This is a genomic window from Myxococcus xanthus, assembly GCF_013116825.1.
In the GTDB taxonomy this organism is placed as follows: Bacteria; Myxococcota; Myxococcia; order Myxococcales; family Myxococcaceae; genus Myxococcus; species Myxococcus xanthus_B.
In genome coordinates this window covers 1-15180 of the sequence record NZ_JABFNS010000059.1, presented here as the reverse complement: position 1 = coordinate 15180, position 15180 = coordinate 1, and the positions used below count along the sequence as shown (strand labels likewise).

The window sequence follows — 15180 nt, the reverse complement described above, 5'->3', positions numbered from 1 at the left end:
AGGAGCGGTGACATGCAGACGACGAACCTGACGAGCCCGGTGAATCCCGACACCTTGAACGACACTGTCATCGGCGCGCCCGTCGCCCTGCTGCCCGCTCCCGTGCTGCCCGGTCTACCCATTGGCGGTAGATGGCCCGGACTCTGACGCCTTACGCCCGTCCATCGACGTGGCATGGCAGGCCAGAGGCCGGGCTCCCCGAGGGAACCCGGCCTCTTTCTTGTCCGGGTCGTGGCAGCACATGCGGTCGTGGCCGAGTGGTCAGGCCCCTGGTCGCCATCCAGGTGAACACGGGTTCGAATCCCGTCGACCGCTTTCCGGCAGCCCACCCGGGTTGCCGTCATCGAAGAACGCCGCGGTAGCCCAATTGGTAGAGGCGCTGCACTCAGAATGCAGAACGTGCGGGTTCGAATCCCGCTCGCGGCAAGTTTGTTTCCGGGACGTCGCTCAGCTTGGACAAGAGCGCGCTTGGGGTGTGCGGCCACTACCCTCCCATCGGGGTGCAGAGCTCCACCAGGACGCCGTTGAGGTCTCTCACGTAGGCTACCGTCTGCCCCCAGGGCTTCAGCTTGGGCGGTTGCGTGGCCTCGGCGCCCGCCGCCACGGCGCGCGTGTACGCGGCGGCCACGTCGGGGGTGACGAGCGCCAGTTCAATGGCCGCGGCCTCCTCCTTCGGACGCAGATGACGCACGGTGAAGCCGTGCTCCTTCGCAGCGCCTTCCTCGACGAAGGCCAGCGCGGTGGTGCCTGTCTCCATCTCCGCGTAGCCGCCGCTCTCATGGATGAAGCGGCGCGCCAGTCCGAAGGCCTTCTCGTAGAAGGCGATGGCGCCGCTCACGTCCGGTACGTAGAGGATGATGTAGCCGAGCTTCATGGCGGACTCCTGTGGGGCAGTGGGACGTCTGTGGGAGTGCGTCGTCACACGGATGGCGCGGGTCTGTCTTGAAGGAATCGGACAGCGCTCAGCCCAGGAGTGCGGTGGGCGACACGCCGGCCAGTTCCCGCACGTCTCGTGACAGATGCGCCTGGTCCGCGTAGCCGCATTCGAGCGCGACGTCACACAGGTCCGTGCCCTCACGGGAGCGCAGCAGGGACACCGCCCGCTGAAAGCGCAGCACGCGCGCGAGCAGCTTCGGCGGTACGCCGGCTTCGTCCAGGATGTCCCGGTGCAGGGTGCGCTCACTCACGCCCAGTTCGCGAGCGAGCGCGGCCATGCGCACCTGTCCCGATGCGGCTTGGAGGTGCCCCAGGGCCTGGACGGCGCGCGGCTTCGCCATGCTCCGGAACGAAGCCCAGCGTCGGGCGATGGTGCGCTGGAGCAGGGCCATGGCCCGGGCGGGCGAGGCGCAGTCTTCCATCCGCCGCTGAAGCTGTGTGAGGGCGGGCGAGCAGTCCTGGGCGGAGACGTTGAGTCCGCAGAGTTCACGCGGACTGACACCCAGGAGGGCCTGCGCCCAGCCAGGACGGAGCCTGACGCCCAGGCTCACCCCGCCGGGCTCGAGGTCTACGAGGACGAAGCGCTTCATGGGGCCGACGACGGCCAGCCGGGGTGCGGTCAGCCACACCGGGCCTGGGGCATGTTGGAATCCGAAGATGAGGTCGGTGCAGCCATCCGGAAGGACCCGGTGCTGCCGGGGGAGGGGGATGCCGTGGGGCTTTCGTGGCACCCAGAACTGCCAGAACGCGTCCACCGCGTCCGCCATCTCGATAGGCGGTGCCCATTGACTGTAGCCCTGCTGCTGCGCGTCCTCCGCCATCGCGTCCCTGTCTTCAGCCCGTGCGCAGCCTGTCAGGCCCTGTGCGGCCATTGCGTCCATTTCCCATGAAAGGAGCGGTGGCCATGAAGACGGCGAACCTGACGAGCCCGATGAATCCCGACACCCTGAACGATACTGTCATCGGCATCGACGCGCTCGCACTCGCTGGCCGGGCCACCGCTCGTGATTCCAAGCGGGGGGCGACCTCCCGTCGAGGTCTCCCGCCTGGGTTCTGACCCACCGTGCCCGTCGAAGGACAGGGCATGGCAGGCCAGAGGCCGGGCTCCCGAGGGAGCCCGGCCTCTTTCTTTTCCGGGTCAACCCCACTGCTCCGGGATGCGATTGGAATCGCAGCACGGCCGTCTACCGTGTGAACAGGGTTCGATTCCCTGTCGGAGCGCTCATTCCCGAGGTGACGCCCATGACTCCCCTCCCCACTGATTCCGAGCCGGAAGACCTGTTCGACGGCATCGCTTCCTTCTGACACCGCGCCCCGCAGCTGGGGCGCTCTCGCAGCCAGTTGTCTGGTGCACTGTGGGTATGGCAAGTGGGGACCGCTCCGTCATGGATGACGCGATTTCCCTCTTGCTGGACACTCCGTGAGCCCGGTCACCCTGCAAATCAACCTCGCGCCCACGGACTATCCGCACGCGCGCCTCATCCTTCCGCATCAACTGCGCCAGCTCGGGCCCTCCGTGCAGGAGGTGCTGCTCGTGCTGGACCTGCACCGCAGCCAGGGCAGCCGCTTCGCGGGTGCGTGGCTGGAGCGAAAGCCGAAGATGGATGCGCTGCTGTCGGAGCTGTCCTCGGCGGATCCGCGCATCCGGCTGGTGGAGGTGGACTACTCCCCCGCCGTCACGAAGGCACTCTCCGAGCAGTTCTTTGGAGGCTCCCGGCTGCCCATGAAGGACTCGCGCGGCGGGCCCTTCCATTCCTATTTCTTCGGGCTCGCGGCGGCGAAGCACCCGCACGTGATGCACCTGGATGCGGACATGCTCATCGGCGGAGCGTCGCGCGCCTGGATGGCGGAGGCGGCCGCGCAGCTCGCGTCACGCGAGGAGTTGGTGAGCTGCAGTCCCTTGTCGGGCCCGCCGCGCGCGGACGGGACGATTGCGGGAGACCGTCGCTGGTACGAGCCCGATGCACAGGGCGCCCACACGTTCCGTTTCCGGCGCTTCAGTAGCCGGGCCTTCTTCGTGGACCGCGATGCACTGGTGCGCCGGGTGGGCCCGCTGCAGGCGAAGCTGGCGCCGCCCATTCACGTGCTGCGTGCCTTGCGCGCGGGCAATCCGCCGTACCGCGAGCCGGAGAACCTGGTCACCCGGAGGCTCAAGCGTCGCGGCTTGTGGCGGCTGGACTTCCTGGGCGTGGCGCCGGGCCTGTGGACATTGCATCCCCAGTACCGCTCACCCACGTTCTACGAGCGGCTTCCGGAGCTGATTTCGCGCGTGGAGTCAGGGGACATGCCGGACGCCCAGCGCGGCCAGGAGAACGTGCACGACTGCCTTGTGGACTGGTCCGACGTGAGGGCCGCGCGGCGGAAGTGGTGGCGACGCGGGTAGTGCCGGCACTGCCGCCCGGGGCCCCTGGCGTCAGCCCAGGGGCGACTCGGAGGTGACGATGCCGTCCAGGTCCGCATAGACGTAGTGGCCGGGGCGGAAGGTGACTCCGGCGAAGCGGACCTCCACGTCACGTTGTCCTTCGTTGCGCTTGAGGCTCTTGAGCGGGTGGGTGCCCAGCGCCTTGACGCCGATGCGCATGCGGCCCACGTCCTCGGCGTCTCGGATGCAGCCATTCACCACCACGCCCGCCCAGCCATTCTGTTGGGCGAGCAACGCGAGCTGGTCTCCCAGGAGCGCGCAGCGGCGGCTGCCTCCGCCGTCCACCACCAGCACCCGGCCCTGGCCGGGCTCCTCCAAGGCCTTGCGCACGAGGGAGTTGTCCTCGGGCGCCCGCACCGTGCTGATGGGACCCGCGAAGGTCCGGACGCCGCCGTAGTCCTGGAACCCCGGCTCGGCAATCTGGAATCGCGGCGTGCCCGCGTGGGCATCGCAGAGGTCGGCCGTCTTGAAGTCGGTGAACGTGCTCATGGGCTTCGAGCCTTCTCAGGCCTCGCGGGACGACGCAACGTCCAGGGCTCGGAGGTCCTCCTCCGTCAGTTGCAACGTGAACGCGCCCAGCAGCTCCTGCGTCTGGCTGGCGGACGTCGCGCTCGCGATGGGCGCGACGATGGTGGGCTGAGCCGCGAGCCACGCGAGCGCGACCTGGGCGAAGTTCGCTCCCGGATGCCGGCGCGTCACGGCGTCCAGGGCATCAATCACCGCCCAGCCGCGCGCGTTTCCATACTGCTTCAGCACACCTTCGGCGCGGGCAGACTTCGGAGGTGGCTGGTCCTTGCGGTACTTGCCCGTCAGGAAGCCCGAGGCCAACGCGAAGTAGGGCGCCACCACGAGCCCTTCCCGTTCACAGATGCTCCGGAGCGAAGACTCGAAGTCCTTGCGCGCGACGAGGTTGTAGTGTGGTTGAAGCACCGCGTATCGGGCGAGGTTGTTGCGGCGGGACACCTCCAGCGACTCGGTGAGTCGCCGCGGGGAGTGGTTGCTGGTGCCCAGCGCGCGGACCTTGCCGGTGCGCACCAGCGCGTCGAAGGCCGCCATCGTCTCCTCCACTGGCGTGCTCAGGTCCTCGTAGTGCGCGTAGTAGAGGTCGATGACGTCCACCTGCAACCGGCGCAGCGAGGCCTCCACGCTGCGCTGGATGTGCTCGCGGCCCAGGCCCTTCCCCAGCTCCGTCTGCGAGCCCACCTTGGTGGCGATGACGACGCGCTCCCGGGCGCCGCGCGACTTCATCCACTTGCCGATGAGCGTCTCCGACTCGCCGCCGCGGTTGCCGGGAACCCAGCTCGAATAGACGTCCGCCGTGTCGATGAAGTTGCCGCCGTTGTCGGCGAAGGCATCGAGCACCGCGAACGAGGTCGCCTCATCGGCAGTCCAACCGAAGACGTTTCCTCCCAGGCACAGGGGGGATACCTGAAGGCCGGTGGTTCCGAGTGCCTTGCGTGCTTCGAGCTTCGTCTGGGGCATTGCCTGTCGCTCCCTCGGTGAGTGGTAGGCTCGCGGGCCGTGGTCGCCGTAGCTAATGCGTCCCGGAGCAGGGTGCAGGTCAAAATGCCCCGTTCACCGGTGAGAGTGTCGCCGTGCGGTATCGAGCATTTCCCACCGCTGGGGATGCTCCGCGAGCAGTGCAATCCAGGGACTCACTTCGTCTCGAGCCGCGGCGTGCGTGTCACGGAGCCGCTTAAGGACGGGCAGGGCGCGGCTCAGGCCCAGCCGGGAGATGGATTCCAGCAGCGCCTCGCGCACGCTCGCCTCGGATTCGACGCTGTAGCGGGCGGCGAGTGCGTCGAGGCTCGCGGAGAGCTCTGCCACGGGCGAGGTCGCCAGGGCCCGTGCAGCCGCGGCGCGCACGACGGGGGGCTTCGCTGACTGGAGCAATGTTCGGACCTGTGCCACGGACGGTCCTCTCACCGCTTCGATGGAAGACGCGCCCAGGAGTCCCGCTGCCGTGGCCGGGTCTTCCGCGACGGTGGCCAGCGACACCGCTCGCTCCGCCACCACGCGGTAGCGGCCGGCGTTGCGAGCGGCTTCCTCCCGGAAGTTATCCACCGCGGCCGCGCGGACCTCGGGCGCTGCGTCCGTCACCCAGTCGCGGTAGACGTCTCGGCCCTTGAGGACCTGGATGCCCAACAGTTGGGTGGAGGGCTCACCCGTCTGTTGCAGTGAACGAATCAACACGGCACGCAGGCGCGCGTCAGGTGACTCACTTACGCGGTCCACCAGCCGCTCCAGGATGCGGGACTGTCCCTCCAGCGCGTAGCGCAGCACCCAGGTGTCGGAGAGCAAGGCCAGCACGTCAGCGTCCTGCTCGTCGCTGAGTTGCTGCCAATGCACGTCCTCGGACAGTGACTCCACGAGCCCGCGGAGTTGTTCTCGCACGTAACGCCGATACGCTGGTGAAGCGTGGCCTTGGCGATACTCCGCGAGGAGTGCGGTGAACTCACACGGCACTTCCTTCAGTGGCTGCGCATGGGCGGGCAGGGGCGGGAGCGTCGAATGTCCGGCGTCAGCAGCCTGCGGCGTCGAGCCATTGAGGACAGGCTCGGTGTTCCTTTCAGGAGCACGCCAGAGGCGTGTGCCCACCACGGCTGCGCCCAACGCCCCGGCGAGGAGGACCCAGCCGAGCCTTCCACGCGGATTCCTCATGGCGTCAGGTCCTCCACGTCCTCAGGGCAGCGGTGATACACGCGCTTGTTCAGCCACAGCCGGTCGAAGTCCTCGTGTCCCGCGTCGTAGAGCGCCTGGAAGTCGGCGACGTCTCGTGCGAATCGGCGGTCCTGCCTCGCGTAGTCCCGCACTTGGGGAAGGGCCTCGGCGCCACCGGCCCGGAGCGCGTATCGCAGGAGCGCCCAGCGCACGCACAGGCGCTGCTCTCCACGAAACGCGGCGCTGAAGTGATTCAGCACCGCGCGCGTGTCGCGGCCATCGGACAACGCCAGGGCCGCCAGCTCCCGGACGTTGGCGTCTGCGTCATTGTCGAGCACCCAGGCCAGTTGCTCCACGGCCCGCGCATCCAGGCGCACGGACAAGGATGCAGCCAGCTCCACCGCCAGGGCGCGGATGTGGCGGTTCTCGGACTCCCGCGCCAGTGTCAGGAGTCGCGTGAGGTAGGGCTCCTCCGAGCCTCCTGCCTGGAAGTCGTTCTTCATCACCCTGCCCAGGGTTCTCACCGCGAGCAGGGACACGCCCTGCGGGGCCGTGCTTCTCCTGGCCAACGCCATCAGCCGGTCCTGCGCAGGGGCGCCGAAGCGCGCCTGGGTCTCCAGTGCTTGGAGCGCCTGAGCGCGGTGGTCGATGGATGCGTGCTGCTCCGCCATCGAGAGGAGCCGCTCGGCCACCCGTGCATCCCTCACCGCGGAGGCTTCACGCAGGCCCGCCAGCAGCACGGAGGCTTCAGGCGTCGGTGCGGTGTCAGCCCAGTCGAGCACCAGAAGCGCGGCCTGGCCGTCTTCACCCAGGACTTCCGGAATCCGTTCGGTGAGGAAGGTGAGGGCGGCGGGGTCGTTCTGCGCCAGGGCCTGCTGGATGGCGGCTCGCACCGTCGGTAGTCCGTGAAGTTGTTCGAAGTCCAAATAGCCCGCGCGGCAGGTGAGGCGTGGAAGACGTTGGAGGGGCGGCTTGGCGGCCATGGCGGGAGGGACGCCACACACGAGGAACGGCCAGAGCGCGCGGGCCCAGCCTCGGACTCGTGTGCGAAGGGGCTGGCTGTGGGGAGGGGAGGCGGGCATGGCGCGTGTCGAGCCCCGGACGATGCGTCGCTGAAACCACCCAATTTAGTCAGATTTACAAGAAAGACGGTTTCTTCCGCACAGCTTGAGACTGTCCATAATGTGTCGACGACGGCACGAAGAAGCGGGGGGCATGGGAGCGGGCGTGCGGGGACACAGACTGCCTCGTGCCGCATGTTATGGAACGAGCCATGAACCACGCTCACAGTCAGGCTCTCTTCGCTCGCGCGCAGGCTCGCATCCCCGGCGGAGTGAATTCCCCGGTGCGCGCCTTCCGAGGCGTTGGCGGCGACCCTGTCTTCTTCCGTGAAGGCTCAGGTGCCTGGCTCACGGATGTGGACGGCAACCGCTACGTCGACCTCGTGGGGAGCTGGGGACCGCTCATCCTGGGCCACGCGTATCCGCCCATCTTGGACGCCATCATCGACGCCGCGCGCCGGGGCTCGTCCTATGGCGCGCCGCATGCGGATGAGGTGGAGTTCGCGGAGCTCATCTGCGCCACCATGCCCGCGGTGGAGATGGTGCGCCTGGTCTCCAGTGGCACCGAGGCCACGGTGGCGGCCATCCGCGTCGCGCGGGGCTTCACCGGCCGCGAGCACATCCTCAAGTTCGAAGGCTGCTTCCACGGCGCGGGAGACCCGTTCCTGGTGAAGGCGGGCAGCGGCGTGGAGACGCTGGGCCTGCCGGACTCTCCGGGCGTGCCGTCGGCGCTGGCGAAGCTCACGCTCACCGCGCCCTTCAACGACCTGGCCGCCGTGGAGCGCATCTTCGCGGAGAGTGGCCAGGACATCGCTTGCGCCATCATCGAGCCGGTGGTGGGCAACATGGGCGTGCTGGTGCCGAAGCCGGGCTACCTCGAAGGGCTGCAGGCGCTCTGCCAGAAGCACGGCGTGCTCCTGGTGCTGGACGAGGTCATGACGGGCTTCCGGCTGTCGCGCGGCGGCGCGCAGGAGCTGTACGGCCTCAAGCCGGACCTCACCACCATGGCCAAGGTGATTGGCGGCGGCATGCCGATGGGCGCGTATGGTGGCCGCCGCGACATCATGGAGAAGGTGGCTCCCGCGGGCCCGGTGTACCAGTCCGGCACGCTGTCGGGGAACCCGGTGGCGGTGGCGGCGGGCCTGGCGTGCCTCAAGGCCCTGGCGGCCCCCGGCACCTACGCGCGGCTGGAGGAGGTCAGCCGCATGTTGGAGGTCGGCCTGCTCGCCGAGGCGAAGGCCGCGGACGTGCCCGTCACCGTCAACCGCGTGGGCAGCATGCTCACGGTGTTCTTCACCGGTGAGCCCGTCTACGACTACGCCAGCGCGAAGAAGGCGGACACGGCGCGCTTCGGGAAGTTCTTCCACGCCATGCTGAACGAGGGCGTCTACCTGCCGCCCAGCCAGTTCGAGGCGGCGTTCGTGTCGCTGGCCATCGGCGAGCCGGAAGTCGCGCACGTCCTCGCGGCGGCGAGAAAGGCCTTCCGTTCGCTTGGCAAGACCGGTTGAGCCCGCGCCCCTCGAGGGGCCCGTTCGCTTCGGTCCCTATACCCTCGTGCGCCGCATCGGCGCCGGGGGGATGGGAGAGGTGTTCCTCGCGCGTGAGGAGGCGCCTCGTCGTGCCTGTGTGGTGAAGAAGGTCCTCCCGCAGCTCATGGCGAGCCCGCAGTTCGCCGGACGCTTCCGAGATGAAGCCCGCGTCGTGGTGCGGCTGCACCATCCGAACATCGCGCGCGTGTACGCCATGGGCGAGGTGGAAGGGCAGCTCTACCTGTCCATGGAGTACGTGCAGGGCAAGACGCTCAGCCGGCTGACGTACCGGTTGCGGCAGCTCGGGCGGACGCTGCCGCTGGGCATCATGCTCCACCTGGGGCAGCGGCTCTGTGAGGGCCTGGCCTACGCGCACGACGCGACGGACGAGTTCGGCAATCCGCTGCACCTGGTCCACCGGGATTTGTCTCCCGCGAACGTGTGCATCAGCTACGCGGGCGAGGTGAAAATCATCGACTTCGGCGCGGCGCAGTCCACGCTGAAGGAGCAGCAGACGGCGCCCCGGGTGGTGATTGGCAACCTGACGTACATGGCACCGGAGCAGGCGCGGAAGCGCTTCGTGGACCGGCGCGCGGACGTCTACGCGGTGGGCGCGCTGCTGTGGGAGCTGTTCGCGTGGAAGCCCCTGGCGCAGCGGGGCGACCCGGTGGAGCGGTGGCGGCGCGCGGCATACCCCCAGTGGGAGCCAGCGGGGAGCGTCCGGCAGGGCGTGCCTACCAGCGTGGATGCGTTCCTGATGCGCGCGCTGGCCTCCGAGCCCGACCATCGCTTCCCGGACGCGGCCGCCATGGGCGCGGAGCTGGAGCGGATGAAGGCGAAGCTGGCGCCCAACGTGGGGGATGCGGATGTCGCGCGCCTCATCGCCGCCGCGTTCCCCCGCGAGAAGAAGGCGGAGGAGCTCGTGCTCCGCGAACTGCTGCGGGAGCCGCGCTCCCGCGCGCTCACCGAGCCCGCGTTGGCCGCCGTGCTCGCTCCGCCCACCGCGCTCGCGTTCGAGCACGAAGGCATCGACGCGCCCGAGGACTACGTCCCGGCCGAGCGTGGTGACGCGGAGCCTTCGAAGGCGCCGCCGTCCGCCCATCAGTCTGATGCGAATGTCCCAGCCGCGCCGGATGCATCCGGGCGAGGCACGCCAGCGAAGGCCGCGCCCGCCGCGCATGCTGACGCGGACGAACTTGAAGTCACGGTGCGAGGGACTCCTGGAAAGGCGCCGGAGTCGCCCCGCGTTGAGAATGCACCTCGCGTCACCGCGCTGTACGGGACGGAGGACGAGGCGACCGTGGTGGAGGGCGGAGCCTCGCGAGCGCGACGGGGCCTCCCCGGCCGCGAACGGGCACACCTCGATGTGGAGGGGGAGGCCACCGTCGTCCATCCATCGCGAGGCCCGGCCGCGAGCGCGCCACTCGGTGCGGATGAGGAGCCGACGGTCGTTCAGCCCGAACGTGCCCGGATGGCGGCGGCCGCTGGCGTGGCGTCGAAGTCCGAGGTGGGCCCTGGGGCCGCGAACGCCGGAGCCAATCTGGGCGGAGACGCGGCGGCCACCGAAGCCGTCGATGCGGCGAAGCTGATGGTCGCGCTCGAACGGGCGGAGGCCATCCGAAGCCAGGGCGCCCGTGCCGCCGCGTCCGAGGATGTCACCGTGACGGAGGTGAATCCCGCCAGGGCGCTCCAGTCCTTGCCGCCCCAGGCCGCGCAGTTGCGCCGAGCCACCCGTGAGACACAGGTGGGCTTCGGCGTGGACATCTCCCAAGCGGTGGATGCGGCGGCGGTGGAAGCCCGGCGTCTGGAGTTGGTGCGCGCCATCACGGGGGATGACGCGCTGCCCATGCCAGAGCCCGAGGAGGACTCTGGCACGTGGCTTCGCGGCGGTCGTCCCTGGCTCGTCGCGGGGCTCTGCGCGGGCGCGTGTGCCTTGGGGCTCGCGCTGGCTTGGGCGCTGGCCTGAAGCCATCCGCGGGCGTCAGTTTCCCCAGGGCAGCCGGTAGCTGAAGCCCAGGCTGATGGTGGCGGTATCAATCCAATTGCTGGTGAAGCCGTCGCCAAACTCGTCTTCGTTGTCGTCCGACGTGCCTCGCGCGCCGCCGCCCAGGTAGCGCAGGTTGAGGAACGCATCCACGTTGTCGGTGATGCGCACGCCGCCGCGCAGGGACGCGTCCAGCAGCGCGCCCGTGGTGTTGGAGTCACTGTCGCCGTTGATGATGGCCGTGGGCGCGTAGCTGCCGTCCGCCTCGAAGCCCAGCCACCAGCCACCGCCCAGTCCCCACCGTCCGCGCACCTTCAGCAGCGGCACCGGCCCCACGTCCCGCGCGGTCCGTCGCAGCGCTCCGTCCGCGGAGGTGAAGACGTAGTTCGCGTTGCGCAGTTGGAGCGACACGCCCACGGACAGTTCGCGGTCCGGACCGGACAGCAGGTCATACAGATAGCTGGCCCGGTAGAAGGGGAAGCTGTAGCTCACGTCCAGTGGAGTGCCCGCGGGGAAGTCCAGCGCGTCGATGCGCACGTCCCGCTTGAGCACCACCTGCGTGTCGATGGCCAGCGGCTGGTAGAGGAACACCACCGAGTGCCGGCTCTTCAACGTCAACTCCGCCGACAGCCGCATGAAGTTGTAGAGGTTGTCCTGCCCGCCGTCGTCCGTGTAGCGGAACAGCGTGCCGTCACTGCCCTGGCGGATGCTGTGCGCCAGCACGTCCAGGAAGCCCAGCTCTCCCACGAACTTCAGCTGCACCCGGGGCTCGTCCGGAGCCGTGGGCGCCTGGGCCTGGACGGTGAAGGTGCTCAGGCAGAGAAGGACTCCCAGGACGGCGGCATGGCGGTGCATTTCTGCTCCTCGCGAAGGGGTTTGCGCCCCGGACGCGTGAGCTTCAAGTGTGTTACCAGCCTTCGTTCACTGCCGCGGCGGAGGTGTCCAGCGGGAGATAGAGCCGGAAGGTGGTGCCCTGGCCTAACTGGGATTCCAGCGCGACCCGGCCCTGGTGCGACTCGATGATGCGCTTCACCACCGCCAGCCCCAACCCGGTGCCCTTGGCCTTGGTGGTGAAGAAGGGCTCGAAGATGCGCGCCCGCACGTCGGGGGGGATGCCCGGCCCGCTGTCCACGAACTGCACTTCGACCTCGGGAGTCCCCGTCGCGCGCCGGACACTCGCGCGCAGCATGCCGCCCTGAGGCATGGCCTGCACGGCGTTGATGGCGAGGTTGAGGAAGGCCTGGCGCATCATCCGCTCGTCCACGGTCACCGAGGGGACATCGTCCGCCAGGTCCAGCTCCACGCGCACCTGGCCCGGGGCCTCCGCCAGCGCGCCTCGCACCGCGTCCTCCACCAGGGGGGACAGCGGCACGGCATAGGGATGCGGCGCGGGCGGCCGCGCGAAGGTGAGCAGGTCCGCGACGATGCGGTTGAGCCGGTCCGACTCCTCCCCGACGATGTCCAGCAGCGGCACCGCCGCGCTGTCCGGCCCGACGATGCGGCGGATGGACGCCACCGAGTTGAAGATGGCACCCAGTGGATTGCGCACTTCATGGGCGACCACGGCGGACAGCTCGCCCAGCGCGGCCAGCCGTTCGCGGCGCACCAACTGTGCCTGGGTCCGGGCCAGCTCCACGTAGCTGGCTTGAAGGTCCTCCACCAGCCGCGCGCCCTCGCGGGCCAGCGCCAGTTGGTTGGCGATGGCGCTGGCTCGCTCCACCTCCGCGGGCGTGAAGCGCCTCGGCCGCCGGGTCTCCACCGCCATCATCACGCCCATGGGGCGCTCGTGGACCACCAGGGGGAGCACCAGGAATGCTCGAGCACCGGGCAGGCGCCGCACCTCCTCGTTGACGCGCAGGTCGGAGCGGGCGTCCTCCACCATCACCACCTCGCGCGTGTGGAACGCCACCGACGCGAGGGACGCATCGGCCGGGAGGAGTGGCAGGGCGGGCCCTTGAAGCTCCGGTGAGCCTCCTGTCATCGCGCGAAGCTGGAGCCGTTCCCCCGAGGTATCCGGCAGGAACACGTATGCATCCGACGTGTCCACGATGCGCGCCAGGCTGGTGGCGCCAATGTGCAGGAGCTTGTCCAATTCCAGAGTGGCCGCCAGCGCCTTGGCCACCTCGTGCAGCAGCGCCAGGTCCTCGGCGCGGCCACGAAGCTCATGCAGCAGCCGGTGGGATTCGATGGCCGCCGCGAAGTGGCTGCCCATGGCCTGCAACGTCTCCCGTTCGAGCGGTGTCAGGGGCCGCCGCTCCCGGAAGAGGGCGGACAGGGTGCCCACGCCCCGCGAGCGCACCCGCAGGGGGACGACGACCACGGTGCGGAAGCCCTGCCGGCGCAGTTCCTCGCCCAGGTCGTCCGGACAGGACTCCACCTCGCGCTCCAGCGGGATGCCATCTCGTTGCGCCTGGAGGCACAGGTCTCCATCTCGCCAGCGCCGCGTGAAGCCCTCCGAGCCTTCGGTGTCCAGGCCGCTCGAGTACGCGAGCTCCACTTCGCCGTCGTCCGCTGGCAGGAGCACCGCCACCGCGTCGCAACCCAGGAGCCCGGCGATTTCGTCGGTCCCCGGAGCGAACAGGGCCTGTGGGTGCGGCGCGGAGGCCGTCACCGAGGCCAGGCGGTTGAGCGCCGCCAGCGCCGTGTTCTGCGCGGACAGGCGGGAGATGGTGAGCGCCGCGTCCAGCGCCGCGGACACCTGCGCGCCGAAGAGCCGCACGGGTGGAAGCTCCTCCTCGCGCAGCCAGTCCGCCACCAGCACGAGCATGGCCCGGGGCTGGCCCTCCACGTCGATGCGCACCGCGATGGCACGCGTCTGTCCGGCGCGCTGGATGCCCTGGCGAACCAGCACGCCCCGGGCGCCTCGGAGGAAGCGCTCGGCCTCCTGGGGCAGCTCGTCTGTATAGGCCGCGCCGTCGCGCCAGGCGCGCTTCAGCAGGGGAGGCCACTGGCCCACCACATCCCGTACCCAGCGGCCACTCAGCGCCGCCGCTTCCGTGGGCACCATGCCGGGCGGCACGAACGTCTGTCCCAGCCGGACCCCCAGCCGGTCTGGCGAAAGCCACGCGCAGCCAAGTCCCAGCTCCTCCACGCTGGAGAACATCCTGCGCAGCACCTCGCCCTCGGTGCGCAGGGAGGGCAGGTTCGCGCCCAGCTCGGCCAGCCGCTGGAGCACGCTGCGGCGCCGGGCCCTCGCCGACACGTCGCGCACCAGCACCACCCACTCCGTGCCGCTGGGGATGACGGTCAGCTCCACCCGCCGCTCCCCTTCGGTGGTGCGCAGCATCGTCTCGTACGTGGTGGGGACGGGCTCGCCGCGCTTGCGACGGGCGTGGCGGGACGCCAGCTCCGCCGCGCTGGCCGCCGAGACGAGGAGCGTGGCGGGCTCACCCAGCACGCCCTCGCGCGGGTGGCCCGACATCGTCACCAGCGCTTCGTTCACATAGACGAAGCGGCCGTCACGGACGACGCAGACTCCCACGGACATCGCATCGAAGGGGCCGTAGGCTGCCCCGATTTCGGCGGCGGTTTTCACGGCAGCCTGACTCTTCCACCGCTGCCAGTCCGTGCGAAATTGCTGACCCGCCGCTTCGCCCACCAGCCCACATCCCGGTGCCAGCCCTGCGGCTTGTACTTAGAACGGGCCCGGCCGCGCAGGGCAGCCGAGCCCATGTCCTCAGGGGAGCTGTCGCCCGCGCCGAATCAGGCGGGAGTGGCCCCGGGGGACTCCGCGCCGCGGTGGTGGACCTTGGTGTACAGGCCGATGAGCTCCGCCTGCCCCACGATGTGGCCTTCCATGGCCTCCCGGAGCTGTGTGCGCGTGGCGCGGCCCAGGTCCGGCAGCACCGTGTCCAGGGCGAACAGGCGGAAGTAGTACCGGTGCATGCCCACGGGCGGCATGGGGCCCCCGTAGTTCTGGCGGCGGAAGTCGTTCTGACCCTGGCGGGCGCCCTCCGGGAGGACGTCCGGCGTGGCGCCTTCCGGCAGGCCCTGGGCTGAAGGTGGGATGTTGTAGACAACCCAGTGGGAGAAGGTCATCTGGGGATTGCGCGGGTCTGGCGCGTCTGGATCCTCCACGATGAGGGCCAGGCTCTTCGTCCCGGCGGGCATGTTCGTCCATTGAAGCGGCGGTGAGATGTCCTCGCCCTCGCCGGTGTAGGCAATGGGGATGAGGTCGCCGTCCTTGAAGCGGGGGGACGTGAGCACGAGCGGCTTCGGCATGGAGTCCTCCAGAGGTGTCGCGGTGGGTTGACGCGTATCGGGTGCAAGCTGGCGACGCAGGCGCCCTGGCGCCGAGGAGCGGGCCGCCCGGCGCCCGGAGGCCGGCCTCCCGGGCGTTGGGGCAGGCGCCCCCATCTCCACGCGCCTGCTCGGGCCGCCGGACCCCAGCGCCTCTCCCAGAGACGAGCCCGGGCCCTGGCGAGCCCACGGGAAAGGCCCTCGATTCCATGCGGGGCAGATCGGCGGTAGCTGAGCTTGCCGAAGCGGCAATCGCCACTGGGGGCCGGGGGGCCGCTACCCATGGTAGCGGTTGCGTGTGCCGCGTGTTCGGTGTTAAGCGGCGCCCCGCGTGGAGGGGGTGGGGCG

Annotated in this window: 13 protein-coding genes and 2 tRNA genes; 6 read left to right on the top strand and 9 right to left on the bottom strand. The window is 69.7% G+C overall.

What is annotated here, in order from left to right; all coding sequences use genetic code 11:
- The first annotated feature begins 12 nt into the window (after positions 1-12).
- From HNV26_RS39015 to HNV26_RS18655, 3 genes are all read left to right on the top strand, one after another.
- Entirely contained in the window at positions 13-147 is a 135-nt protein-coding gene (locus HNV26_RS39015; RefSeq protein WP_301338487.1) for a hypothetical protein, read from the top strand.
- Positions 148-243: 96 nt separating this feature from the next.
- Positions 244-315 (top strand) — tRNA-Gly (locus HNV26_RS18660).
- Between the two features lie 37 nt (positions 316-352).
- A tRNA-Leu gene (locus HNV26_RS18655) sits at positions 353-426 on the top strand.
- 58 nt (positions 427-484) lie between these two features.
- Here HNV26_RS18655 and HNV26_RS18650 read toward each other — a convergent pair.
- A complete protein-coding gene (locus HNV26_RS18650; RefSeq protein WP_171442735.1) occupies positions 485-874 on the bottom strand; it encodes a VOC family protein in 390 nt (129 codons plus the stop codon).
- Positions 875-962: 88 nt separating this feature from the next.
- Positions 963-1808 carry an AraC family transcriptional regulator gene (locus HNV26_RS18645; protein ID WP_253816766.1) on the bottom strand — a complete coding sequence of 282 codons (846 nt, stop codon included), beginning with the start codon at positions 1806-1808 and terminating at the stop codon, positions 963-965.
- 548 nt (positions 1809-2356) lie between these two features.
- Here HNV26_RS18645 and HNV26_RS18640 point away from each other — a divergent pair.
- Entirely contained in the window at positions 2357-3319 is a 963-nt protein-coding gene (locus tag HNV26_RS18640; RefSeq protein ID WP_171442737.1) for a hypothetical protein, read from the top strand.
- Positions 3320-3349: 30 nt separating this feature from the next.
- Here HNV26_RS18640 and rraA read toward each other — a convergent pair whose 3' ends face one another.
- From rraA to HNV26_RS18620, 4 genes are all read right to left on the bottom strand, one after another.
- On the bottom strand, positions 3350-3847 hold the full coding sequence (gene rraA / locus HNV26_RS18635; RefSeq protein WP_171442738.1) for a ribonuclease E activity regulator RraA: 498 nt from the start codon (positions 3845-3847) through the stop codon (positions 3350-3352).
- A 15-nt stretch (positions 3848-3862) separates the two neighbouring features.
- On the bottom strand, positions 3863-4840 hold the full coding sequence (locus HNV26_RS18630) for an aldo/keto reductase (RefSeq protein ID WP_171442739.1): 978 nt from the start codon (positions 4838-4840) through the stop codon (positions 3863-3865).
- Positions 4841-4933: 93 nt separating this feature from the next.
- Positions 4934-5752, bottom strand: coding sequence for a hypothetical protein (locus HNV26_RS18625; protein ID WP_366816901.1), 819 nt, complete (start codon positions 5750-5752; stop codon positions 4934-4936).
- 263 nt (positions 5753-6015) lie between these two features.
- Positions 6016-7002, bottom strand: a complete 987-nt coding sequence (locus HNV26_RS18620; protein WP_253816765.1) for a hypothetical protein — start codon at positions 7000-7002, stop codon at positions 6016-6018.
- Between the two features lie 290 nt (positions 7003-7292).
- On the opposite strand from HNV26_RS18620, the gene hemL reads away from it, so the two are divergent.
- Together hemL and HNV26_RS18610 are read left to right on the top strand one after the other, a co-directional pair.
- On the top strand, positions 7293-8588 hold the full coding sequence (gene hemL, locus HNV26_RS18615; protein ID WP_171442741.1) for a glutamate-1-semialdehyde 2,1-aminomutase: 1296 nt from the start codon (positions 7293-7295) through the stop codon (positions 8586-8588).
- The gene (locus HNV26_RS18610; protein ID WP_171442742.1) at positions 8572-10575 is read left to right on the top strand and encodes a serine/threonine protein kinase; all 2004 of its coding nucleotides are present in this window, start codon (positions 8572-8574) and stop codon (positions 10573-10575) included. Before hemL ends, HNV26_RS18610 begins: the two co-directional genes overlap by 17 nt.
- A 15-nt stretch (positions 10576-10590) precedes the next feature.
- Here the strand turns inward: HNV26_RS18610 and HNV26_RS18605 are convergent, their stop codons facing one another.
- The 3 genes from HNV26_RS18605 to HNV26_RS18595 all read right to left on the bottom strand — a co-directional run bounded on the left by HNV26_RS18605 (position 10591) and on the right by HNV26_RS18595 (position 14814).
- Complete coding sequence (locus HNV26_RS18605) at positions 10591-11448, bottom strand: hypothetical protein (protein WP_171442743.1); 858 nt, start codon at positions 11446-11448, stop codon at positions 10591-10593.
- A 52-nt stretch (positions 11449-11500) separates the two neighbouring features.
- Entirely contained in the window at positions 11501-14128 is a 2628-nt protein-coding gene (locus HNV26_RS18600; RefSeq protein WP_171442744.1) for a GAF domain-containing protein, read from the bottom strand.
- A gap of 167 nt (positions 14129-14295) precedes the next feature.
- Entirely contained in the window at positions 14296-14814 is a 519-nt protein-coding gene (locus tag HNV26_RS18595; RefSeq protein ID WP_171442745.1) for a YbhB/YbcL family Raf kinase inhibitor-like protein, read from the bottom strand.
- Positions 14815-15180 lie beyond the last annotated feature (366 nt).